Here is a 22,924-nt window from a genome sequence, read left to right as displayed (position 1 = left end):
TCGTCTCCTTTGTCTATGTTGTCGAATTGTAACATGTCATCTGTTACGCAAACGCTCAAAAAGGGCGCTTAAACCGGGCTTCTTTAGCGAAGTACCGGGTGTCCACTTAACGTCAGTCGGGAGGTAACGCCGTCGTGGGCCAGCTCGCCAAACGCGCCGAGCGGCAGCGTCACGGTTTGTGGTTCATGTCCAAAAGGCAGGCCGGAAAGGACAGGCACGTTCAGGCGCTGTTGCAGCGTTTTACGCATTACTTCAAAAGTATATCCTGCATCGTAATCCGTTGCGGTTGTCCCGTTAAAACTTCCTAAAATAATCGCTTTCTGGCGTGACAGAATGCCCGCATGGTAAAGCTGCAGCAGCATGCGCTCAACGCGGAAGGGATGTTCGTTGATGTCTTCCACAACCAAAATACCGCCGTCTATTGGCGGCAAAAACGGCGTGCCGACCAGAGAGATTAGCATTGCGAGATTGCCGCCCCAAACCGTGCCGCTGGCCTGCATCGCGGGCGCATCGTTTTCCCAACTTAGCGTGAACGTCGGTTCGCTGAGCGCCTGCCAGAAGTGGCGCCAGGTATATTCATCCATCTCCTCGGCACCAAAATTTCCGGCCAGCATCGGGCCACTGAAGGTGATGGCTCCGCACTGTGCCAGCAGGGCCATCTGGAAAGCGGTGAAGTCGCTGTGACCGCAAATAATTTGTGGCCGGGCGCGAAGCGAAGCCCCAAGAAGTGAAAAATCAATGTGCTCAAGCAGGCGGCTCATGCCGTAACCCCCGCGCACGGCCAGCACGATGTCCGTTTCCGGCGGCAGCGCCGCCAGCTGATTAAGTTCAGCCAGTCGCTCACTGTCCGTGCCGGCAAAACGCTGAAAACGCCGGGTCACTGCCTGCTGATTGACGACCTGATGCCCATTCTCTTCCAGCCGACCAATGCCCCTGGCGGCGGCCTGTTGATTAATGCAGTAGCCGGACGGGGCGATTAAATGAATCAGAGACATGGCATTTCCTTGCTGAATATGAATTGGTTATCATGCCGCTATCGAGAGCGCTTGTCATCGCCGTTATGGCCGGCCACATCAATAAGGATAGAGGCGTGAAATTAAGAGGGTTTATCATTCTGGTGCTTTTTTTGGCCGGTTGCTCCAGCCATTCTCCGCAGCAGCAGGCACCTTGGGATCCGACGATCCCCACCCAGCGGGCGCTGAACTGGATGCCGCTGACCGAACTCTCCGGCCAGCAATGGGGCGTTAGTCCGAGACTGATAACGGCAATTATTGCGGTAGAGTCGGGCGGCAATCCGCAGCTGGTTAGCGCCTCTAATGCCATCGGCCTGATGCAGATCAAAGGCTCCACGGCGGGCAAAGAGGTGTATCGCAATCAGGGCTTCAGAGGGCAGCCCTCGGACAGTGAACTGAGAGAGCCGGCGCGTAATATCGACATCGGTACGGCTTATCTGAGTATTCTGGAACACGGCATTTTGCGGGGAATCAACGACCCGCAGGTGATGCAGTACGCGCTGATTGTTTCTTACGTGAACGGGGCGGGGGCGCTACTAAGAACCTTTGATTCCGACAGGCAGACCGCAATCGACAAAATTAACCGCCTGAGCCCGGATGAATTTTATCAGCATGTAGCGACCAACCATCCTGCGCCGCAGGCACCGCGCTACCTGTATAAGGTCACGCGGGCCATGAACGCCATTTAAGCTATTTCACGCGGTTGGCCTTTTCCCGGGCCGACCGCTCCAGCGAGAAAATAATCTTTTGCAGTTCGCGCTCGACCGCCGGGTTGACGTTTAAGAAACGAAAACTCAGGCGCGGAGTAGAAATGGTCTCGTTTTTACTGTCCACGACTTTTCGCTCCGAAACCATCACCAGCTGCATATCAAAGTAAAACTTGCCCCATTCCACGAGATCCATCTCTACGCGGCCAAAACGCAGCCCGGGTGCAAGGCCCGCCGGTAACGTGCCGTCCACCAGGGCGCCCATGCCGCCCAGGGACAGGTCGCAGAGCCGGAAGGCAAATTGGGAACCGTCGGCAAGTTCGGTACGGCAATAATACTGGGGCTGCGTAGGCGCGGTAATGCGGAAATATTCCCGGCGCTGAACGAACCACAGCGATGGCGGCAGCGGCGTGGTAAACGCCGGGAGATTTTGATATTCCGTCGCTTTAAGGCCCGGCAGCGAGAACTCGACTTTTGCCCCCTGCGTTTCAGCGATGAAATCAATATCGTTGGCCTTCTGCACGGAAAGGTTTTCCCGCGCCTGGCTGCCAAAGTCCAGCACTAAACGCTCCGCCGAGACATCGAGAATTTTGCTGATGAACTGCCCGTTAGACCATTCCAGCCTGACGGGAACCTGCTGTCTGTGTAAATCACGTAACACACCTAATACTGCCAGAGGAGACTGCTTCAGGAACTGATCGTTATAGTGACTCAAGGCTCAAGTCCTTGTTGTGTTTTCAGGTTGTGGTAACGAAGCTTATCGGCAAAACCGCACAAAACTTAATACAAATTTTTGACTATTTTTTCCTGAAAATGCGCATAACCAGGTGAGATTCATCACGTTTTTTTGCAGCCGAACTATACTCTTTTTGACAGCAGGTCGCTGGCCGGGGCGCAGACAGCCTTGGGCGAGCCTGCTAAAGCTCACAATGTAGAAGAGGACGTTCTAAAATGGGTATCCTGGCCTGGATTATTTTTGGTCTTATCGCGGGTGTGGTAGCTAAGTGGATTATGCCTGGCAAAGACGGCGGCGGTATTATCCTCACCTGTATTCTGGGGATCGTGGGCGCGGTTGTCGGCGGTTGGGTGGCGACGGCATTGCACCTTGGCGGACCGGTAACCGGTTTTAACTGGCCAAGTTTCTTTGTGGCGGTGATTGGCGCCATTATTGTGCTGGCTATTTTCAGGATGGTACGACGGTAGACAGTCATTCATTACAAAAAAACGGCCCTTCAGGGCCGTTTTTACGTTTAGCTTTCTATATAAGTTTAGAAATCGTAGCCCACGGTCGCAATGATCGAACGTTCCGCGCCCCAATAGCAATAGCCCGTCCCGTAGCAGCCCGCCACATAGTCACGGCCCGTGAGGTTGGTGGCATTAAGCTGCACAAACGCGCCTTTCAGCGACGGTGTCCATGCGCCCATGTCTGCCCGAACCATGGCATCCAGCAGCGTTACGGAAGGAACACGCAGGGTATTTTCGTTGTCGGCCCATTGTTTGCCGATGTAGCGAATCCCTGCGCCCAGGCTCAGGCCATAATCGGCTTTGAACGTGCTCCACAGGCTCGCCATTTGATTTGGCGTGACGTACGGCGTGTTGCCGTCATTACCGTCGATGGCATCTTTATAGCGCACCCGGTTAAGGGTATAGCTGGCGATGGTTGACAGGCGTGGTGTCAACTGAGTGCGGGCTTCCAGCTCAAGTCCTTGTGAATGCACTTTGCCTGCCGGTTCAAAATATCCCCCCTGCACGTTACGGTTCCCCACATCTTTTTGGGTCAAATCGTAAACGGCGGCGCTATACAGATCGCTGGTTCCCACAGGCTGGTATTTTACGCCAGCTTCGTACTGTTCGGCAGTTGTGGGTTTCAGCAGTTTGCCTTCGGCATCGGAAAGTACCTGCGGTGTGACGGCCTGACTGTAGCTCACATACGGCGAAATACCGTTATCAAAGGCGTACAGCAGAGATGCGCGGCCGCTAAAGTGGTTGTCGCTGCGGTTGTCCGTCACGTCACTGTCGATCGCCGTCGCCACCAGATGGCTTTTAGTCACCAGATGATCGTAGCGGCCAGACAGCGTCATATGCCAGCGGTCCCACTTCATCTCATCCTGCAGATAAGCCCCGGTTTGCTCATACTGGCGGCGGCCTGATTTCACCAAAAGCCCCTGATTAATTGTCGCGTAGCTTGGGTCACGTGGATCGTAATAATAGTAACTGCCAACGCCACCAGAAACGCCGGTCCACGGATTCAGGTTGGTAGTGTAGCCCGTCCCGTCGGTCAGATCGTTGGTGAACCGGTGATATTCCCCGCCGAGCACCACTTTATGCTGCAGATCGCCGGTCGAGAAGTCGGCTTCTAACTGATTGTCGATGGCCCAGGCATCCAGCGAGGAGTTTTCACGGCTGTAGTAGCGCGACAGTTCGTTATGCGCGGTATCTGCCCAGCCAATTTGATAGGCCTGGCGTAGCGCTACGTTTGAGTGGGTATAGCTGGCGTTTGAGCGGAAAGACCAGACCTCATCGAAGGCGTGAGCAAACTCGTAGCTGTAGATCTGCTGGTGGCGCTTAAAGGCGTCATCCCCCGGCTGTACGTCAGAAAAGCCAGTATCCAGCTTGCGTCCCGTGGTGGTGTAAAGGCTGCCGTCGCCCGGAACAGAACCGTGGTAGCCCCCGGACGGATCTTTTTCCAGGTAGGCTCTTAGTACCAGAGACGTTGCATCATCCGGCTGCCAAAGCAGGGACGGCGAAATAGCGTAACGTTCATCACGCGTGTTGTCATACTGTGTATCACTATTTTTAGTCAGGCCGGTGATACGGAAGGCCCACTGGTCATTAATCGCGTTGGTGTAATCAAACGCCGTGCCGTTGGTGTTGTGGTTGCCGTATATCGCCCGCACGTGGCCTTCTTCGACAAACTGCGGACGTTTAGACGTTTCCATCACCAGGCCACCCGGAACAGTCTGGCCGTAAAGTGCGGAAGACGGGCCTTTGATGACGTCAAGGCGTTCCAGGAACCAGGGATCGACCTGGACCACGTTAAAGCTGCCCGCGTCGCTCATCAGGCGGAGGCCATCAAGGAAGATGTTATTCACGTCGCCGCCGTGGAAACCCCGTAATGCGACGGTATCGTAACGGGTTGCACCGCCGGAGAATCCGGTAAACACGCCCGGGGTATAGTGCAGCGCGCTATTAATGGTTTGCGCGCCCTGGTCTTCCATTTGCTGACGGGTCACGACGGAAATGCTTTGCCCGGTGGTAATCAGCGGCTCGTCGGTTTTGGTCGCGCCACGGGTTGTGGTGGCGGTATAACCTATTGTTGGAGAGGTTGCGGTGTCAGCAGGTTTGGCGGTCACAACCAGTATTTCTTCAGCCGATGAAGAAAAAGGGGCGATGAGCGCCAGCGTGCAGAGTAAAGCGGAGCGCTTTACGGTAAGGTCCTTTATCATTTTTTGTCCGGAAGTATTGAGATCATCATCCTGATGGAAGTCCTCCGCCGGCATGCGACGGGAAAACGCGGTTTTTAAATGCGGTTTCGAATGAGAATTGTTATCGTTATTATTATCAAGTGCAAGGCGTGCGATGATTTTTAATGCATAAAAGCCCATGAAATCAATGATGATTTCATGGGCTTATTGTTTTAAATGAAATGATTAAGCGGCAATCACGCCGTGGTCAGTATGGTCAGGTTACGGCGCTGGCTTGCTCGAGGCAGGTGAGATCCCCGTTTTATCTGCGGCAGGTTTGGCCGCTTCCGTTACCGGGCCGGGCGTGGCCGAAGGCAGCTTATCCGGCGCATTGTCGCAGGGTTTTTCTTTTGCACAGAGCATATCCAGCATTTTCAGCGCGACGCCGTTGGTCCAGCCGAAGCCATCCTGAAGCGGATATTCACCGCCTCCACCGCCCGCACCTCCGGCTGTGACATCGTATTTTTCAACCAGCTTTTGCTCTTTGTTGTAGAGGTTCTGCACCGTACTCAGGAAGCGGAAGCTGACTTCCAGCGCGAGATCTTTATGCCCGTAATTTTGCAGACCTTCGGTGGCCACCCACTGCAGCGGCGCCCAGCCGTTGGGGGCATCCCATTGCTGGCTGGTTTTTACGCTGGTCGTGGCAAGTCCGCCCGCGCTGAGCAGGTGCTGACGGGTGGCTTTCGCCATCTTGTCCGCTCTGTCCTGCGCCGCCGCATGAACGTACAGTGGGAACAGGGCGGCGGCGGTTAGCTGGTTTCGAACCGTGTGGCTTTTCAGATCGTAATCCGCGTACCAGCCTTCTTTGGCGTTCCACAGGTTTTGTTCAATTGCTTTCTGTCGATCGTCCGCGGCCTGCTTATAGCGCTGTGCTGCGTCGCTATCTTTTGCCAGCTCGCTGGCGTGAGCCAACGTTTTTTCAAGCTGGTAGAGCAGCGCATTAAGGTCCACGGGCACAATGCTTGTGGTACGGATGGTGCCCAGTTGGGCTGGATTATCCATCCAGCGGGAGCTGAAGTCCCAGCCGGAAGCGGCGGCAGCTCGCAGGTCACGATAAATATCCGTGGCCGCACGCGACGGCGTATTTTTCGCAGTGGTGACGTCGTCCAGGTAAGACTCTGTTCGCGGCGTGTCTTTCTCATCCCAGTAACGGTTGAGCAGGGCACCATTTTTGAGTTTCACCACGCGGGCATGGGCTTCGCCCGGTTTGAGGGCGTCGCTGCCCTCCATCCACCAGCTGTACTCCTGCTTCAACTGCGGCAGGTAGGCTGTGTAAACGCTATCGCCTTTATTCTGCGCCAGCAGTTCCACCATCATGGCGAAGAACGGCGGCTGTGAACGGCCCAGGTAGTAGCTGCGGTTCCCGTTGGGAATGTAGCCCCAGGTATCGATTTCGTGGGCGAAGTTGTCCACCATATTTTGCACGTCATCCCAGCGCCCACTCTCCGCCAGCCCCAGCAGGGTGAAGTAACTGTCCCAATAGTAAAGCTCGTGGAAGCGCCCGCCGGGCACAACGTAAGGTTTTGGCAGCGGGAGAAGCGGGTCCCATTTGTTGTCGCTGTTCGCGGAACGGGTCAGTTCTGGCCAGAGCCCGTTGATATGCTCCCGCAGGCTTTCTCCTTCCGGCGGCACAGACTTTTTTTCTTCCTTTGGCAGGATAAAGTTCACATCAACAAAATGGCGTAAGTCGAACCCCGAGAGCCGGCGCTGCATACGATAATCAGCAAGGATCATCAGCGGATCGCCCTTGGGCACGGCATCCGCAAAGGTTTTCTGGTCGGGGAACAGCTTCGCGGTCTGGACATCAATAAACAAAGGCCCAAAAAGCTCGTCGGGCGATTGAGGCTCGGGCGGGCGTGGGGATTCGGTTTCCTGGGCTGCAAACGAAGCAAGCGGCGTAAGGCCAAATACGGCACCGGCAGCGGCCATTTGGGCCGCAAAGCAAAGCGCATAAGGCCGGCGCAAAACGGGTTTTATCATCATTCCTTCTCCATCGACGGGACGCAACACGCTACGTTGCGATCAACTCCCTGAAAACCTTAGTTGAATTTTCCGAATTTCGAGCGTCGTTGAAGATAAAAAGAGAAAAACCGGATTATTTACCCCATAAAAAAGCCCCGCAGAGCGGGGCTGAAGTATTCGTTAAGTCTGTAATCACCCCTGCGGGTTTACCAGCCATGTGCCGGAGTTTGCTACTACAATGGTTTGCTTGCGGGGCGTTTCGCCGCCGCTCAGCGTCAACAAATATTTCCCGGCAGGGAGCTGAAGCGAGGCAAAACCGTTGGCGGCGGGCGTCAGCTTTTGCGCTTTGCCGTTGACCGCCAGCTGTTCGCCGTCGTTCATTCGAACATACACTCGGGCGAGCGTGCTTTCAGCCGCGACGGCTACAGGGGGCGCGCTTGCCTGCGCCGGGCTTTGATTCGCTGCAAGCGGCGCGGGAGCAGGTTCCGGCGAGCTCACTGAAGGGCTTCCCCGGCCAAAAAGTACCGCGCCAACAATCAGACCCGCGACGGCGCCCGCACCAATTTGCAGGGCAGGTTGATAGCGCTTCCAGAGCGGACGCGTCGCCGTATTCTCTGGATCTTCTACCGGTACCAGCGCGGTACCCGTTTTTTTATTACCGATCAGTTCACGCACGTCGTCTGGCTGGATATTCAGCAGGGCCGCAAAAGCGTCAATGGATTGGGGGCGATCTTCCGGCTTCAGCGACAGCGCTTTATCAACCGCCTGCAGTAAATTCAGGGAATAGCCCTCGGGCTGGTTTTCCGCGAGCTGGATGCAGCTGTCCTGAATACTGCGGGCGACGCTGGCAGGCGGTGCATTGCCGGTAATCAGCGTATAAAGCACGGCTCCGACGGCGTAAATATCTGTCCACGGCCCCAGCTGGCTTGCCAGATCTCCGGTGTACTGCTCCAGCGGTGCAAATCCGGGGTGAAGCAGGGTATTGCCTTCATCCAGCGAGCCTTGTCCCCGGCGTGGCGCGCCGGTATTGAGCAGGATGGGCAGCCCGTTATCCTGAATTTGAATGCTTTTCAGCGACAGGTTGCGGTGCAGATGTTCGGCCGCGTGAAGCGTTGCCAGCGCGCCGCAAAGCATGGGCAGCATCCGGCGTATCCACGTTTCATCGATCAGCGACGGCTGCTGCTTTTGCAGTTCATCCAGCGTAATGCCGCTATAAAACAGCGTCACGACGTAAGCGGTATTATTGTCGCTCCAGATGCGCAGCACCTGAGGCAGATTCGGGTGATTAAAGTGCGCCAGCTGACGCGCTTCCTGCATAAAACCGTTCAGACCGGTGGTGTAGACCAGATGGTCGCGCTCGCTGTGCAGCACCAGCTCCATCACGTCATTGCGCATGACGTAAGCTTTAGGCATGTATTCACGGATAGCCACCAGACGTTCGAGCTGATGATCCCACGCCCGGTAAAGAATACTGGTCATGCTGGCGTCGATGGCTTCCTGAATTTCAAATTCGTCAAAGCGGTAGCCAGGCGGCAGAGCATTGGGCACTTTTGGAATAAAATCGTTATCTATCATGATGTTCTCTGCGCGTAGTCATGCAACATGCGGCGTATTTATTTTTGGGCTCGCCAGGCACCCGCGGCCGGGTCGCGCAGCTGCGGGTGCAGGGACTCGACCAGCAACAACGTAATGGCCGTCCCCGGCGTCACCCAGCCGGACCAGAGCTTGCGCACCTCGTTGAGCCGCGTCTGGAGACGCTGTTCATCCAATGCCATGTCGCGAGACACTTCCACGGCAACGGTGCCGCTGGCTTTCCAGCCGTTAATTTCAGGGTGGTAAGGCAAAATAAGCCAGCTTTGCGGTGCCTGTTCACTGCTGACGACCATGCGCTCATTGTTCACGCTGGTGATAAGCAGGCTGTCGGCGTCCGCTGAGGGGTTGAGTCCGCTGACCGGGAAACCGTGGACAAACGTCATCATAATGCGCTTTTCGCCGCCGAGGCCGCGCTGCACCACTTCGCTGGTGCCGTTCAGCCAGCCGCCTTTTTCACATTTGCCATTCTCTTTCCCCGGAATAAACAGGGAACTGCTGGAGGCATCCCCCTGCCAGAATGTGCGCAAGTGGCAGCCATCCTGTAGGGTAAATTCCAGCCATGGCGTGCGGTCGAGAGGCGTGGAAAGATCTTCCGGGCGCTCATTACGGGTCGCAACCGAAGAAAGCGGGGACTCGATAGTCACTCCCCAGTCGCTGGTTTTGGTGGCAGACCCGCGAGCAAGGGACGTCCCCTCGGGATCTTCAAGCTGCCAGTTGACGCGCTCAATCTCGCTGCACTGATTTTCCAGAAGCGCGCCGAGGCGAGGCATGAACGTTTTCAGAATAAGGGGGTTTTTATCCCCGTTTGCCACAATTCGAACCGGAAGATCGCTTCCGCACCAGCTTTGCGGGGCATTGCTTTTGATGTTGTCTATCCACACGTCCAGCTTTTGGGACGGCGATTGAACGATGCGGTAGTTCCCTGCCCAGACGGTAGTGGATGCCAGCAGCAACGCCATACCCGAAAGCCAGAGTTTCATAAAAATCCTTGTTAGCCTGTGTGTAAAGAGGGGCTACGTTAACGCCCATACAGGTTGCCGGGCGAGTCGTTGCTACTCTCATACCAAAATCTTTGGTTAGAAAACCCCCGAAGGGGAAGTTTAATTAATGATCCACGTTCCGTTGTCGGCGTTCTGGCAGGCTTTGCTTTTATTATCTACCGCAACGCAGGTGGATTTTTTGGCCGCGCGGCGAGGACGAGGCCGGTCTTTTTTCAGCGTCTGGGTATACAGCTCGCTTTTGACCAGCGCCCTGAGCGGCACATAGCCCAGCAGCTCTTGTTTATCCTGCTCGGCGATAGCAAACCAGTGATTTTCTACCTCGCCCAGCACCGTGTAGCTTTGGCCGTTTTCAAGCTGGGCCAGCACTTTGCCACCAAAATCGGGTTTGCTCATGATGGAGCCCGGATAAAGCGCCCGATACTCGGCGTCAACAGGCGTAAACTCTTTTGGTACTTCAACGACATAGCGGTGAGTCAGGGTGACGCCGTTTACCGTGCTGGTCACAATGGTGTCGTCGGTCATCTTCGGCGGCGGCGCTTTACAGCCGACAACCGTAGTGACAACAAGGAGGACTAACAGGCTTCGCAATTTCATTGAGACGTTCCCTGAGAAAAAGGTTAAAACTCAACCGCCGCGGGAGCAAGGAGCGCCGCACAGGAAAATTATCCACGACGTGAGATACGCCCACGCAAAACGGTGCGGCGGCTTGAGTATCTCGCCGGCGCAAGGAATTCGCGTGGTTTCAGCATAGTAGCGTGATTTTACATAGCCCGGTTAACAATTCAATGGTGTTATAACAGTGGAATAACCTATTACGTACATGAAGGTTTGATGCCGGGTTAGCGCAGTAAAAAATTGGGCTGAGGTAAATGTAATCGGCTCGCCACTTAAAAGGAATGAAAAGCAGGGAGATGACGGTAATTTTTTGAATTTATTTGATAAATTCAGACTTTTCGTTGTGGTGTTATTTTTATTCTGTGGTCAATGCAAATCGTCTTTTGGGGTTTCCCTGAGGTTATTCTTAAAACAATAAAAAAACATCGGGCCGTCTTCAGGATGCCCGATGAGAAGGCAGAGGTTCAGGCTCCGCTCGATTGAGAAAATAACCGCAAAGCTCGCTCACCTGTTTCATCTATCGGCAGGTAAACCAGCAGCCTTGAACCGTCTCGCGGGGCAGAGTACCAGTTGACCTGTTGCATACCGAAGGTGCCGATCTGCGGATGCGTATACTGTTTGATATGGTTCTCGATATTGCGGATTTCATAGCGCTGCTCCCAGAGCGTTTTAAACGCGGGAGAGGCGGTGAAAAACGACTCCAGCAGCGCTTCCCAGCGCGGGTCGCCGCGGTGCTCGGTGATCCCGGCGCGGAACCAGCCGACAAACTTGGGCAGCACATCTTCGTTACAGTCCACCCGGCTGCGCCAGGTCTCATTGGTCAGATATTGATAAATGCAGTTGCGATGCTCCGGCGGTTCATTGTCGAGATCGACCCCCATTAGCTGGCAAAAATGTGAATTGTAGCCGAGGATGTCGAAGTTCGGCTTCTGGATACTGGCGGGGTTGGGCATCAGGGCGTCCAGCATCCGGCGGGCGGCGGGGCTGAGCCCCTCGCACTGCGCGGCGGCGGGCGCTTCGGACGGAGGCAGTCCGGCCAGAATAAACAAATGACGGGTTTCCGCCGGGGAGCACTGCAGCGCGCTGGCGATCGCCGCCATGGCGCTTGAAGATGGATTCACTTCTCGGCCCTGTTCCAGCCAGGTATACCAGGTTACGCCAATGTCAGCCAGCAGCGCCACTTCTTCACGGCGAAGGCCGGGCGTGCGCCGACGCCCGCTGCGCGGTAGCCCCAGCCGCTGCGGGTCCAGACTTTCACGCCGGGTGCGCAAAAACAGCGCCAGCATTTTACGGCTGTCGTCCAGCGGGCCATGCCGCAGCTCAGGCTGAGTGACGAGCATCACAAATACTCCAGAATAGTAGTGCCAGTACCAGTATAAGTAAGAACTGGTACCCGGTTAAATGTTCAGGGATCCTACGTCGGTATCCTGAACTATGCAATGGAGTCCCTGATGAATAATTCGCCTGTTTCACCCGGTCGTGCAGGCCTGGTGCTGCTGTTGACGGGCCAGATGCTGCCGTTAATCGACACCTCTATCACCAACGTGGCGCTGGACTCGATCACCCAGTCCCTCGGCACCACGCCAACCCAGCTTGAACTTATTGTGGCACTTTACGGCGTTGCCTTTGCCGTCAGCCTGGCGGTGGGCAGCAAGCTGGGGGATAACCACGGCCGACGCAGAACGTTGCTCTGGGGCGTGGCCCTGTTCGGTATTGCTTCTTTCCTGTGCGGGATCTCCGGCTCGGTCACTGAGCTGCTGGCGGCCCGGACCCTGCAAGGCGTCGGGGCGGCGCTGATCGTGCCGCAGATCCTTGCCACGCTGCACGTGACGCTCAAGGGTACCGCTCACGCCCGCGCCATCAGTCTGTACGGCGGTATTGGTGGGATCGCTTTTATTATCGGCCAGATGGGCGGCGGCTGGCTGGTGTCGGCGGATATTGCCGGGCTGGGCTGGCGAAACGCATTCTTTATTAACGTGCCCATCTGCCTGTTGGTGCTGGTGCTGAGCCGGTTTTATATTCCTGAAACGCGCAGCGAAAGCCACTCGCGTATTGACTGGCAGGGCACCGCCACGCTCGCGCTGGTGCTGTGTTGCCTGCTGTTCCCGATGGCGCTTGGCCCCGAGCTGCACTGGCCATGGCCGATGCAGCTGATGCTGGTGGCGACATTGCCGCTCGGTTATCTGATGCGCGTTGGCGCGCTTAACCAACAGCAGCGGGGGCTACAGCCGCTGCTGCCACCAAGACTGCTTAAGCTGGGCAGCATAAGGTTTGGCCTGCTGATCGCGCTGTTGTTCTTTACCTGTTGGTCGGGCTTTATGTTCTGCATGGCGCTGACGCTCCAGTCGGGCATGGGAATGGCGCCGTGGCAGTCCGGGAACAGCTTTATTGCCATGGGCATTTCGTATTTTGTCTCAGCGTGGTTTGCGCCGAGGCTTATCGTGCGCCACTCACTAAGCACGATTCTGCTGAGTGGGATTGCTATCCAGGTGGTGGGACTGCTGGGACTGATATTTACGCTCTGGCACTTTGGCACCCACGCAGGCCCGCTGGCTATTGCCCCGGCGACGCTGGTGGTGGGCTACGGCCAGGCGCTGATTGTGAACAGCTTCTACCGCATCGGGATGCGCGATATCGACCTGAACGATGCCGGGGCGGCAAGCGCCATATTAAGCACGTTGCAGCAGTCTGCGCTGGGGCTTGGCCCGGCGGTCCTTGGAGCATTGTTCCTGCATCTGCAGCACCAAAGCGGGGATTACTCCGTGGCGATGATCGGTTTCCTGGCGGCTGAAATCGTGATGATGCTGGCGCTGGCGGTTGCCGCCGTCACCCGCCGTCAGCTTTTATCTGGGGTGAAAGTCTCTTTAAGATAACGCCCCGGCGGCTGGCCGATAATTCGGGTAAAGGCAGTGGTAAAGCTGCTGGCGCTTTGATAGCCCATATCATAGGCCACCTGAGTTATCGGCTCGCCGTTAACCAATTTCTCCACCGAACTGATAATCCGCATTCTTTCCCGCCAGCGGGTAAAACTCATCCCGACTTCGCTTTCGAAGAGGCGGCCTAATGTTCTGGGGCTGATGAAGGCAACGGCGGCCAGCTGCACCAGCGTTTTATTGCAGGCCGGATCTTCCCGCAGCAGGCTGGTGATTAGCCTCAGCCGCTTATCTTTACCCTCAGGCACAAACAGATCGGTTTTCAAAACTTGCTTGCGCAACTGGAAGTGCAGCAGTTGTGCAATGAGCTCAAGTTGCGCGCCCGAATCGACGTGGTGTTGAATCGCTAAGGCTTCTTTGGCCAGTTCCGTTAGCAGGTTAGAGGCGACGATAAGCGAGCTATTTTCCGGCAATTGCAGCTCAAATCCTTGCCTGAAACGCAAATTGATCAGCCGCGAACGCTCGGTGTAAAGCGCCCGGTGTAGCAGGCCCGGCGGCACCCAAATGCCGTTACCAGGCGTAGCCAGCCACCAACCTGTTTCGTTTTGCAGACGAAGAGTGCCTTCCAGCGTCACGCTTAACTGGCCGTGTATATGGTGGTGAAACGTCACATCGTCACCCCGGTGATGGGCCATGTCGGAAGCAGCGATAGCCACGGATAGGGCATCTGGCATGTTGGCACTCCTGCGAAGTGTTTTGGCGGATTAGCGAAAGAATTATCTCATTCTTTTTCTGATAATGCCTGCATCGAGAAAATTAGAGGAGAACAAGATGAAAACACTACGCTTCGTAGGTATCGCCGGTAGTTTGCGGGTAGATTCCGCTTCCCGTGCATTGCTCAACAGCATTGGTGAAATGTTGCCTGAGCAGAGTCATTTTAGCGTGCTTGATATTGGCGCCATGGAACATTACTGCCAGGATCTGGAAAAGGGGGAATTACCGGAGCCGGTGGTAAGCGCCCGCCGGTTAGTGGCTGAGGCCGATGCGGTGATCATTACGGTACCGGAATACAATCACGGCATGCCCGGCGTACTCAAGAATGCGCTCGACTGGCTGTCTCGGCCGGTCAGAGCCAGCTGTATGCTGGGAAAATATGTCTTTTTCGTTTCGCAGTCGACCGGCGCGCTTGGCGGCGTCAGGGCGCAGTACCAGCTGCGGGAAACGCTGGCCTCAATGCTGTGCAATATGGTGCCGCTGCCGGAGCTGGCGGTCAGCTTCGCGAATCAGAAATTAGAGAACGGTCGTTTAATTGATTCCGCCACGGCGGCGTCTATTCGTACCCAGCTTGCCGTCTTTATTAAGGCGGTAGAGCAGAATAGCACAAACCGTTAACGACGGATTTATCGCCTTATAGGGCAACAAAATAAGGATAAAATCCATACATGTGTGTGGATTTTTTTTGCCAATAACATCCCGATAACTAAGCGAATTACCGCTAATAATACCCGGAATACAGGATGTATTATTCGGCGGTGTTATTTTTATAATATTTGATTTTATTTGGTTTTTTTAATTAAAAAAATTATTGGCATTAATTGTATGGATTAATCAGGATGTGAATGAGATTTTAAAATATCGTGAAAGTGGGTTAACATAGATTTACTTCATTCACCTGCGATGCAATAGAATTATTATGCCTGCAATGAAAAAGACAATTATTTCTCTGACAACACTGGCGTTATTCGTCAGCTCTGCTAGCTACGCTAACGCGGATTCCACGCAAAAAACTGACTTCCTGCTGATTGGCGGCGGTATTATGAGCGCCTCTCTCGGGACGTGGCTCCAGGAGCTGCAGCCGGACTGGAAACAGGTCATGGTTGAGAAGCTTGACGGCGTGGCGCTTGAGTCCTCGAACGGCTGGAATAATGCCGGTACCGGGCACTCGGCAAATATGGAACTGAACTATACGCCGGAGCGCCCGGACGGTTCTATTGATGTCAGCAAAGCGCTGGAAATTAACGAACAGTTTATGATTTCCCGCCAGTTCTGGTCCGCACAAATTCAGCGCGGTATTTTGAACGACCCGCATTCGTTTATTAATTCCACACCGCACATGAGTTTTGTCTGGGGCGATAAAAACGTTGAGTATCTGACCAAGCGCTATGCCGCGTTGCAGAAAACCACGCTGTTCCAGGGGATGAAATTCTCCACCAACCACGAGCAAATTAAACAGTGGGCTCCGCTGGTGATGGAAGGGCGCGACCCAAATCAAAAAGTGGCGGCGACCTGGACGCCAGTAGGGACCGACGTTAACTACGGTGAAATTACCCGCCAGCTGATCGGCAGCCTGAAAAAAAGCCCGAATTTCTCCCTGCAGACCTCTTCTGAAGTCACCGACTTCAAACGCAACGGCGATAATTCCTGGCACGTCACTATCAAAGACGTCACCAGCGGCAAAGAGCACGCCATCGACGCGAAATATGTCTTTATCGGGGCTGGCGGCGGTGCACTGAAACTGCTGCAGGAAACTGGTATTCCGGAATCGAAAAACTACGCCGGTTTCCCGGTGGGTGGCTCCTTCCTGATGACCGAAAACCCGGCGGTAACCAGCCAGCATCTTGAAAAAGTGTATGGTCAGGCCTCCGTGGGTGCACCGCCGATGTCCGTGCCGCACATTGATGCCCGCTTTATCGACGGCAAGCGCGTGGTGCTGTTCGGGCCGTTCGCGACCTTCTCTACCAAATTCCTGAAAAACGGCTCTTTCTTTGATCTGCTGAGCACCACCACCACCAGCAACTTTATGCCGATGACCGACGTAGGTCTGGATAACTTTGACCTGGTGAAATACCTGATTGGTCAGGTGATGCTGAGTGATGAAGATCGCTTTGAAGCGCTGAAAGAGTACTACCCGCAGGCGCGTAAAGAAGACTGGAAACTGATTCAGGCTGGCCAACGCGTGCAGATCATCAAAAAAGATGAAAACAAAGGCGGCGTCCTGAAGCTCGGTACCGAAGTGGTTGTTGACCAGCAGAAAACCATTTCTGCTCTGCTGGGCGCATCTCCAGGCGCGTCTACTGCGGCACCTATCACGCTGAACGTGCTGAAGCAGATGTTCCCGCAGCAGTTCAACTCGCCTGAGTGGCAGAGTAAAATCCGCGCTGTTGTGCCAAGCTACGGCCAGGAGATGAACGGCAACGCGGCGCTGACGCAGAAAGTGTGGGATGACACCGCGGCCACGCTGCAGCTGACCAAACCGCCGGTCATTCAAATGAACGACCAGAGCGCAACCCCGGTAGCAAAACCAGCCGAAGCGAAAGCGGACGCGGCTACCCAGCACGACATGGCGCTGTAAGTTAACGCCTCAGCCAGCCGCTGTTACGACAGAGGCAATGATAAAAAAAGCCAGCCGCAAGGCTGGCTTTTCTCTTTCAGCTGCCGTTACAGCCCGCGTTTATCCATCAGCAGGGCAAGGTCAACCAGGCGGTTAGAGAAGCCCCATTCGTTGTCGTACCAGGCCAGGATTTTCACCAGGTTACCGCCAATCACCAGGGTCGAAAGCCCGTCAATAATCGAAGATCGCGGGTCACCCTGATAGTCGCTGGAAACCAGCGGCTCATCGCTGTAGCCCAGAATGTCTTTCAGCGGGCCAGCTTCAGCGGCTTTGCGGAACGCGGCATTCACTTCTTCCGCCGTGACATCGCGTTTGAGCGTCACGGTTAAATCAACGATAGACACCACTGGTACAGGCACGCGCAAAGAGTAGCCTGTCAGGCGACCGTCAAGCTCGGGGATAACCCTGCCGAGGGCTTTAGCCGCGCCGCTGGAATATGGCACAATCGATAGCGCTGCCGCACGTGCACCACGCAGGTCTTTTTCTGGCTGGTCGTGCAGCGCCTGGCTGTTGGTGTAGGCGTGAGTCGTGTTCATCAGGCCGTGTTCAATGCCGAATGCCTGATGCAGTACCTGCGCGGCAGGGGCCAGGCCGTTGGTGGTACAGCTGCCGTTGCTGACCACAAAGTGTTTCTGCGGATCGTAACTTTCGTGGTTCACGCCAAGCACGATAGTCAGGTCGTCATCTTTGCCTGGGGCAGAAATGATCACGCGTTTTGCGCCGCCGTGGGTGATGTGAACTTCAGCTTTTTCGCGGCTGGTGAAGAAGCCGGTGGCCTCGATAACGACATCTACGCCGACCTCACGCCATTTGATCTGCGCCGGATCTCTTTCGCTGAAAACGCGAACCGGCTTGCCGTCAACGTGCAGCAGCCCTTCGGAGGCTTCCACTGGCGCAGGCAGTTTACCCATCAGCGAGTCGTGTTTTAACAGGTGCGCAAGGGTTTTGCTGTCCGTCAGATCGTTGATGGCCACGATCTCAATATTGGGGTTACCCAGGGCAGCGCGCAGCACGTTACGTCCGATTCGGCCAAAACCATTAATCCCGACCTTAACCATGATTCACTCCTTCTCTTGAATGTCTGAGGTCAGAGTAGGCGCAGAGTGAAATGGCGTAAATGACAAAAAAGGATCAATTCATGCCAACTTCCGGCAGTGGAAGCGCTCGCGGTATTCCCCCGGCGTGAGGTGAAGCTGGCGCTCAAAGACGCGGCGCAGGTTAATGGCGGTGCCAAAGCCCGAGGTGCAGGCGACCCGCTCCAGGGTGTCGTTCGACTGCTCAAGATGATGGCGGGCGGCGGCCAGCCGGGCTTCTTCCACATAGCGGGCGGGCGTGACGCCGGTTTCACGGGTAAAGACGCGGGTAAAATTACGCGGACTCATGGCGACCCGTTCCGCCAGTTTTTCCACCGATAAATCCTCCGCCAGGTTATCCAGCAGCCAGTCCTGGAGCTGACTTATCGGCCCGGTATTGGTCGCCTGGCGCAGATGATAGCGGCTAAACTGTAGCTGACCGCCGGGGCGATGGAGGTACATCACCAGATCCTGGGCCACATCCCGCGCGAGGGTAAAGCCGTAATCCGCCTCAACTAACGCGAGCGTAAGGTCAAAGCCGGAACTCACGCCGCCGGAGGTCCACACCGGGCCGTCCTGAATATACAGAGGGCCGCCTTCCACTTTGATTTGCGGCCATCTGGCCTGCATCTCTTCCAGCATTCGCCAGTGGGTGGTTGCCCGGCGGCCATCCAGCAGCCCGGCGCGGGCCAGCAGCATCGCACCGCCGCACACGGAGGCAATGCGCTGAGTATTTGGCGCGGCGCGGTATAACCAGTCGACCACCGCGCTGCCTTCAGGTTCGCTCTGGCCTTTGCCGGTGATCATGATGGTGTCGCGGGGCTCATTGGGGTCAAGGTCGGCCAGCCTGTGGTCAGCCAGCAGGTTCAGGCCGGACATGCCGTGCACGACGTGATGAGGTTGAGTGGTGGCGATACTGATGCGGTAGCGAGGCTCGGTCAAGGCGTCCGCATGCAGGCGGTTAGCCTGCATCAGAATATCGGCGATACCGGCGGCTTCGAACAGCATGCCGCCGTCAGGAACAATTATCAGGATCGTTTTCATGTCCTGAAAAGTACGCTTTTAACAAATTAAGTCAAGTGGGCTAGCCGTAATGCCGCTGTCCCCAGGCCAGGGCGGTTTCAATCAGTCGGGCTAGCACCTGCTGGAATTGCGCGCCCTTATCGTCTGACCAGGCAAAACTCTCTTCATCCATGTAGCAACACTGCGCCACTTCCAGCTGTACCGCATGGATATTTTGCTGTGGCGCACCGTAATGGCGCGTGATGTACCCGCCCTTGAAGCGCCCGTTCAGCACTTTGCTGTAGCCGTTGAAATGCTCGCTGGTTTTTAACAGTTCAGCGCTGAGTACCGGATCGCAGCTGGTGCCGTCTGCGGTGCCGAAGTTAAGATCCGGCAGGCGGCCTTCGAACAGGCGAGGTACCACGGATTTGATGGAATGCGCATCCCACAGCAGCGCATAGCCAAAGGTTTCTTTCAGCCTTGCCAGTTCCTGGGCCAGCGCCTGATGATAGGGCTGCCAGATGTTGGTCAGGATATCTGCTCTGGCCTGCACATCGGGGGATTTTCCCGCCTCGAACAGCGGTTCACCGTCGAAAAAAATGTCCGGGTAAAGCCCGGTAGTGGCGGTGGTGTACAGCGGCTTATCGTCCGACGGGCGGTTCAAATCCACCACGTAGCGGGAGTAGTTGGCGCTGAGTATGCTGGCACCCATCTCGCGTATCGGCTGATAAAGTTTGGGAATATGCCAGTCGGTATCTTCCAGTTTTTTGGCCCGCGCCGTCAGCCCGTTTGCCACTTCCGGCGTTAACTGTGTACCGGGATGCGGCATGCTGATCAGCAGCGGCAGCTTGCCCTGATGAAGCTCAAAGCCCTTAATCATTCCACACCTCTTTACCTTGATAGATAACCTGTTTGGAGAGCGTGCCGCCCAGCCAGTAGCTCAGCTCGGCGGGATGGTCTATTTCCCAGGCAACAAAGCTGGCTTCTTTCCCGGCTTCAAGAGTGCCCGTTTTCTCACCGATCCCGAGTGCGCGCGCCGCATTCAGCGTCACGCCAGCAAGTGCTTCTTCCGGCGTCAGGCCAAACAGCGTGCAGGCCATATTCATCATCAGACGAAGGGATTGCACCGGGGAGGTGCCCGGGTTCAGATCGCTGGAAATGGCTATTGGCACATGATGTTTACGCAGCAGCGCCACCGGCGGCTTCTGCGTTTCGCGCAGGAAGTAAAATGCGCCGGGCAGCAGCACGGCGGTCGTACCGTGTTTTGCCATCAGCGTAATATCGTCCTCGCAGAGATATTCCAGATGGTCGGCGGAAAGCGCATTGTGGCGGGCGGCGAGCCCCGCGCCATGCAGCAGCGAAAGCTGTTCGGCATGAAGCTTAACCGGCAGGCCCAGCTCATGGGCTTTCACAAAGACGCGCTCAACCTGCGGCACGGAAAAGGCCAGGTGTTCACAGAAGGCATCGACGGCGTCAACCAGCCCTTCGCGATGCAATTCCGGTAACCAACGTTCGCAAACGTCGGTGATAAAATCGTCGCTGCGGTCTTTGTATTCCGGGGGCAGGGCGTGTGCAGCCAGGCAGGTACTGTAAATCGTCAGCGGCAGACTTTGTGCCAGCTGGCGGACAACGCGCAGCATTTTGCGCTCGTCGTCAAAGCTGAGGCCGTAGCCCGATTTCACTTCCAGAGTCGTCACGCCGTCTTTACGCAGCGCATTGATACGGCGACTGGCGCTTGCCAGCAGCTCGGCTTCGCTGGCCTGACGCGTGGCCTTCACCGTGCTGGCTATCCCGCCGCCGGCTGCGGCAATATCCGCGTAGGTGGCCCCGTTCAGGCGCATCTCAAATTCCTGGCTGCGGTTGCCGCCGAACACGCTGTGGGTGTGGCAGTCGATAAGGCCGGGGGTGACGAATTTACCCTGAAGGTCGCGTTCTTCGTCGTGGGGCTGGTTGGGACGCTGGCTTTCGGGGCCAACCCAGGCAATTTTCTCGCCTTCGGTCAGCAGCGCCGCATCTTCGATAATATTGTACTTGCCGCTGACCATGGTGGTGATGCGGCAGTTACGCCATAAAATCCGCATAAGATCTCTCTCATCAGGACGGGGCACGACGAAAGCCGCGCCCCAGGGGAACTACTTCGCCAGCATTGGCAGGTTCAGGCCGTGTTCTCTGGCGCACTCAATAGCAATATCATAGCCCGCATCCGCGTGGCGCATCACGCCGGTGGCCGGGTCGTTGTTCAACACGCGAGCAATACGCTCCGCCGCTTCGTCGGTACCGTCGCAGACGATAACCATGCCGGAGTGCTGTGAGAAGCCCATGCCGACGCCGCCGCCGTGGTGCAGGGAAACCCAGGTCGCGCCGCTGGCCGTGTTCAGCAGGGCGTTCAGCAGTGGCCAGTCGGACACGGCATCGGAGCCATCCTGCATCGATTCGGTTTCGCGGTTGGGGCTTGCCACCGAGCCGGAATCAAGGTGATCGCGGCCAATGACGATAGGGGCGGACAGCTCGCCGCTTCTGACCATTTCGTTAAACGCCAGGCCCAGTTTTGCGCGCTGGCCGAGGCCGACCCAGCAGATACGCGCCGGCAGGCCCTGGAAGCTAATGCGCTCTTTGGCCATGTCCAGCCAGCGGTGCAGGTGCTTGTCGTCCGGGATCAGCTCTTTGACTTTGGCATCGGTGCGGTAAATATCTTCCGGGTTGCCGGAGAGTGCGGCCCAGCGGAAAGGTCCGATCCCACGGCAGAACAGCGGGCGAATATAGGCCGGCACAAAGCCCGGGAAATCAAAGGCGTTGCTGACGCCCATCTCTTTGGCCATCTGGCGGATGTTGTTGCCGTAATCAAAGGTAGGGATGCCCTGCTGCTGGAAGGCTAGCATCGCTTTCACGTGCTCCGCCATGGACGCTTTCGCTGCCTGAGTGACCACCGCAGGCTCAACGGCTGCGCGCTCGCGATACTCTTCCCAGCTCCAGCCAACGGGCAGGTAGCCGTTGAGCGGGTCGTGGGCGCTGGTCTGATCGGTGACCATGTCCGGGCGCACGCCGCGCTTCACCAGTTCAGGCAGAATTTCTGCCGCATTACCGTGCAGGGCAATAGAAACAGCTTTCCCTTCGCCGGTGTAGCGTTTGAGGCGGGCGAGGGCGTCGTCCAGATCTTTAGCCTGCTCGTCGACATACCCGGTGCGCAGGCGGAAGTCGATGCGCGACTGCTGGCATTCAATGTTCAGTGAACAGGCACCGGCAAGGGTAGCGGCCAGCGGCTGCGCGCCGCCCATGCCGCCGAGGCCCGCGGTGAGCACCCAGCGCCCGGTTAGCGAGCCGTTGTAGTGCTGGCGGCCTGCTTCCACGAAAGTTTCATAGGTGCCCTGCACAATGCCCTGGCTGCCGATGTAGATCCACGACCCGGCGGTCATCTGGCCGTACATCGCCAGACCTCTGGCGTCCAGCTCATTGAAGTGTTCCCAGTTAGCCCAGTGCGGCACCAGGTTAGAGTTGGCAATCAGCACGCGAGGGGCGTTGGCGTGGGTTTTAAAGACGCCAACCGGCTTGCCGGACTGCACCAGCAGGGTTTCATCATCATTCAGGGCTTTTAGCGCTTCGACCATTTTGTCGTAGCACTCCCAGTTTCTCGCCGCCCGGCCAATGCCGCCGTAAACCACCAGTTCTTTCGGGTTTTCAGCCACATCGGGATCGAGGTTATTCATCAGCATGCGCAGCGGAGCTTCCGTCAGCCAGCTTTTGGCATTCAGCTTCGTGCCGCGTGGCGCCCTGATTTCAACATCACGATAACGAGAAAACTCACTCTTCATGGGGTTCACCTTGTTTTGAGATAACGGGAAAGTGCTCACGAAAAATACCATGTCATCTTTTCGTTTGCTTGTATATACATGATTAGCACATTTGATGCCAGGCACGAAAAACATTTTATTATTCTTTTAAATCAACATATTAAATAATAACGGATAAGTGGTTACATCATATATCGTTTCTTTTTCGACCTCTTCCGCACTATTTTGGCGCTCTTTACAAAGAGATTGATCCTTTTTGGGGCAAAAATAGCAGTTCAGATAGCTGGCAAATCGCCCGGAAGGCACCGTTTAATCCTGATAAAAATCACGGATTGATCACACTTAAAATTTAATAAATTCATTATTTATTTGTTTTTAAACAATAAATTTGATCATTTTTAATGTTGCGTATTTGTTATGGCACAGGCTTTGCAGATTGTAC

General features: G+C 55.9%; 19 protein-coding genes. 5 read left to right on the top strand and 14 right to left on the bottom strand.

The window, feature by feature from the left end; genetic code table 11:
* Positions 1–83: 83 nt before the first annotated feature.
* The gene (ldcA, locus tag WFK85_RS10690; RefSeq protein WP_336708154.1) at positions 84–995 is read right to left on the bottom strand and encodes a muramoyltetrapeptide carboxypeptidase; all 912 of its coding nucleotides are present in this window, start codon (positions 993–995) and stop codon (positions 84–86) included.
* A 95-nt stretch (positions 996–1,090) separates the two neighbouring features.
* Here ldcA and emtA point away from each other — a divergent pair, with 95 nt between their 5' ends.
* The gene (gene emtA / locus WFK85_RS10685) at positions 1,091–1,702 is read left to right on the top strand and encodes a membrane-bound lytic murein transglycosylase EmtA (protein ID WP_008454102.1); all 612 of its coding nucleotides are present in this window, start codon (positions 1,091–1,093) and stop codon (positions 1,700–1,702) included.
* Between the two features lies 1 nt (position 1,703).
* On the opposite strand, the gene ycgR is transcribed toward emtA, so the two are convergent.
* A complete protein-coding gene (gene ycgR / locus WFK85_RS10680) occupies positions 1,704–2,435 on the bottom strand; it encodes a flagellar brake protein YcgR (protein ID WP_336708153.1) in 732 nt (243 codons plus the stop codon).
* A gap of 236 nt (positions 2,436–2,671) precedes the next feature.
* On the opposite strand from ycgR, the gene WFK85_RS10675 reads away from it, so the two are divergent.
* Positions 2,672–2,923, top strand: a complete 252-nt coding sequence (locus tag WFK85_RS10675) for a GlsB/YeaQ/YmgE family stress response membrane protein (RefSeq protein WP_008454104.1) — start codon at positions 2,672–2,674, stop codon at positions 2,921–2,923.
* Positions 2,924–2,988: 65 nt separating this feature from the next.
* Here WFK85_RS10675 and WFK85_RS10670 read toward each other — a convergent pair whose 3' ends face one another.
* The 6 genes from WFK85_RS10670 to WFK85_RS10645 form a co-directional block, all read right to left on the bottom strand.
* Entirely contained in the window at positions 2,989–5,166 is a 2,178-nt protein-coding gene (locus WFK85_RS10670; RefSeq protein WP_166991912.1) for a TonB-dependent siderophore receptor, read from the bottom strand.
* Between the two features lie 240 nt (positions 5,167–5,406).
* Positions 5,407–7,164 (bottom strand): alpha,alpha-trehalase TreA, encoded by a 1,758-nt coding sequence (treA, locus tag WFK85_RS10665; protein ID WP_166992935.1) that lies wholly within the window; start codon positions 7,162–7,164, stop codon positions 5,407–5,409.
* Positions 7,165–7,338: 174 nt separating this feature from the next.
* Positions 7,339–8,721, bottom strand: a complete 1,383-nt coding sequence (locus tag WFK85_RS10660) for a protein kinase domain-containing protein (RefSeq protein WP_166991915.1) — start codon at positions 8,719–8,721, stop codon at positions 7,339–7,341.
* A gap of 38 nt (positions 8,722–8,759) precedes the next feature.
* Positions 8,760–9,719 (bottom strand): hypothetical protein, encoded by a 960-nt coding sequence (locus tag WFK85_RS10655; protein ID WP_336708152.1) that lies wholly within the window; start codon positions 9,717–9,719, stop codon positions 8,760–8,762.
* A 120-nt stretch (positions 9,720–9,839) separates the two neighbouring features.
* Positions 9,840–10,334 carry an SH3 domain-containing protein gene (locus tag WFK85_RS10650; RefSeq protein WP_166991918.1) on the bottom strand — a complete coding sequence of 165 codons (495 nt, stop codon included), beginning with the start codon at positions 10,332–10,334 and terminating at the stop codon, positions 9,840–9,842.
* A 485-nt stretch (positions 10,335–10,819) separates the two neighbouring features.
* Positions 10,820–11,695: an MmyB family transcriptional regulator gene (locus WFK85_RS10645; protein ID WP_166992938.1), complete on the bottom strand. Its 876-nt coding sequence runs from the start codon at positions 11,693–11,695 to the stop codon at positions 10,820–10,822.
* A 111-nt stretch (positions 11,696–11,806) separates the two neighbouring features.
* Between WFK85_RS10645 and WFK85_RS10640 the strand changes: the two genes are divergently transcribed.
* A complete protein-coding gene (locus tag WFK85_RS10640; protein WP_336708151.1) occupies positions 11,807–13,228 on the top strand; it encodes an MFS transporter in 1,422 nt (473 codons plus the stop codon).
* Here WFK85_RS10640 and WFK85_RS10635 read toward each other — a convergent pair.
* Entirely contained in the window at positions 13,192–13,962 is a 771-nt protein-coding gene (locus WFK85_RS10635; protein WP_166991924.1) for a helix-turn-helix domain-containing protein, read from the bottom strand. The two genes, WFK85_RS10640 and WFK85_RS10635, sit on opposite strands and share 37 nt — an antisense overlap.
* A gap of 97 nt (positions 13,963–14,059) precedes the next feature.
* Here WFK85_RS10635 and WFK85_RS10630 point away from each other — a divergent pair, with 97 nt between their 5' ends.
* Both WFK85_RS10630 and mqo read left to right on the top strand, forming a co-directional pair.
* A complete protein-coding gene (locus tag WFK85_RS10630; RefSeq protein WP_166991927.1) occupies positions 14,060–14,620 on the top strand; it encodes an NADPH-dependent FMN reductase in 561 nt (186 codons plus the stop codon).
* A 301-nt stretch (positions 14,621–14,921) separates the two neighbouring features.
* Positions 14,922–16,580: a malate dehydrogenase (quinone) gene (gene mqo / locus WFK85_RS10625; protein ID WP_336708150.1), complete on the top strand. Its 1,659-nt coding sequence runs from the start codon at positions 14,922–14,924 to the stop codon at positions 16,578–16,580.
* Positions 16,581–16,666: 86 nt separating this feature from the next.
* Here the strand turns inward: mqo and gap are convergent, their stop codons facing one another.
* The 5 genes from gap to hutU all read right to left on the bottom strand — a co-directional run bounded on the left by gap (position 16,667) and on the right by hutU (position 22,503).
* Complete coding sequence (gene gap / locus WFK85_RS10620) at positions 16,667–17,677, bottom strand: type I glyceraldehyde-3-phosphate dehydrogenase (RefSeq protein WP_336708149.1); 1,011 nt, start codon at positions 17,675–17,677, stop codon at positions 16,667–16,669.
* 78 nt (positions 17,678–17,755) lie between these two features.
* Positions 17,756–18,736, bottom strand: coding sequence for a GlxA family transcriptional regulator (locus WFK85_RS10615; protein ID WP_336708148.1), 981 nt, complete (start codon positions 18,734–18,736; stop codon positions 17,756–17,758).
* Positions 18,737–18,776: 40 nt separating this feature from the next.
* Positions 18,777–19,574 carry an N-formylglutamate deformylase gene (gene hutG, locus WFK85_RS10610; RefSeq protein ID WP_166991936.1) on the bottom strand — a complete coding sequence of 266 codons (798 nt, stop codon included), beginning with the start codon at positions 19,572–19,574 and terminating at the stop codon, positions 18,777–18,779.
* Positions 19,567–20,775, bottom strand: coding sequence for an imidazolonepropionase (gene hutI / locus WFK85_RS10605; protein WP_166991939.1), 1,209 nt, complete (start codon positions 20,773–20,775; stop codon positions 19,567–19,569). The genes hutG and hutI overlap by 8 nt, the downstream gene beginning before the upstream one ends.
* Positions 20,776–20,826: 51 nt before the next feature.
* Positions 20,827–22,503 carry a urocanate hydratase gene (hutU, locus tag WFK85_RS10600; RefSeq protein ID WP_166991942.1) on the bottom strand — a complete coding sequence of 559 codons (1,677 nt, stop codon included), beginning with the start codon at positions 22,501–22,503 and terminating at the stop codon, positions 20,827–20,829.
* Positions 22,504–22,924: the final 421 nt, after the last annotated feature.

Origin of the sequence: Cedecea sp. VD22 (genome assembly GCF_037150195.1) — a bacterium.
GTDB lineage: Bacteria > Pseudomonadota > Gammaproteobacteria > Enterobacterales > Enterobacteriaceae > Cedecea.
This window is presented reverse-complemented; position numbering and strand designations above follow the sequence as displayed.